This is a genomic window from Enterococcus sp. LJL90, assembly GCF_056924355.1.
On sequence record NZ_JBXPBQ010000052.1, the window covers coordinates 1 to 1083 of the forward strand.

Consider the following 1083-nt stretch of genomic DNA (forward strand, 5'->3'; position numbering starts at 1 on the left):
TGGGTTGAGTGGGGAATGTCCATTGATAATCTAATTGTCGAGAATGTGGCCATTGAAAACGGTGTGTTCAAAACCTTGTCTGGAGTGGAGATTAATGCATCTAGATTTGTTAACACCTTTACAAAGGTTCCATTACCTAACAATTCTGGTAGTACGGCAACTGGTACGACAACGCTAGTCAATGGCGAGTTGAATTCTACTGGTTTGGTTGACAATACTTTTCCTATTCAGACAATATATAATCCAGTTGGATTAGATCAAGTAGTTTTGAATGAGAATGGAACTGTACGATCTAGACAACAATTAACTCAGGGACAATTATTTTTACAAGACAGCGAAGGAAATTCAGGCTGGTTAAACGCTAAACAATTAGCGGGTCCCGTTTTTAAGCAACAAGTTGTTTCGCTGGAAGTTACTATAGCAGCGAACGCAATGTTATATCGTACGATTAATATAACGATTCCAACTGGGTATAGCTATCTTAGTTGTGATGTTGACTCATTGAATGGGTTTAATGATGTGATGTTTTTCGGGGCGGTATTTGAAGCTAGAAATAAACGAATTGGTTTTACAATAAAATCATTTTTCGGAAACACAGCAACTTTAAAGTTTACTATCACGGTGACATTTATAAACCAAGCAAGATTATAGCTACAGCAAAACAGACGTGCTAAGGCAGGTCTTTTTATTTTGAAGAAAGTTGGTGAGGTATGCTTTTTGAACAGTGGATTTCTTTAGTCAGTTTATTAGGAACTTTGGTGGGTACATTCAGCGGGATTATGATTTCTAGTAAACTGACTATGTTTAGAATTGAACAACTTGAAAAGAAAGTTGAGAAGCACAATAACGTAGTTGAACGGACATATAGTCTTGAAGGGCGTATGCGAGAAGCAGAACACGATATTGTTGAAATTAAGAAAGAGGGGAAATAAAATGAAAAAAATTAACTGGAAAGTACGTTTTAACAAAAATAATTTAACGTTTGTCATTCGGTTTATCGGTGCCTTATTGGTACCGATTTTAGTTTATATGGGATTAGAAGTAACTGACCTTACATCTTGGTCAGCGCTAGGAGATGTGTTT

At 36.4% G+C, this 1083-nt stretch carries 3 protein-coding genes; all 3 read left to right on the forward strand.

Annotated features, from left to right (window positions below):
* On the forward strand, positions 1-651 hold a 651-nt coding region (locus AC1Z3S_RS20045), incomplete at its 5' end, for a hypothetical protein (protein ID WP_461741844.1).
* A 59-nt stretch (positions 652-710) separates the two neighbouring features.
* Positions 711-932 (forward strand): hypothetical protein, encoded by a 222-nt coding sequence (locus tag AC1Z3S_RS20050; RefSeq protein WP_265460350.1) that lies wholly within the window; start codon positions 711-713, stop codon positions 930-932.
* 1 nt (position 933) lies between these two features.
* Positions 934-1083 (forward strand): phage holin (locus AC1Z3S_RS20055; RefSeq protein ID WP_461741845.1); only part of this gene is annotated, 150 nt, incomplete at its 3' end.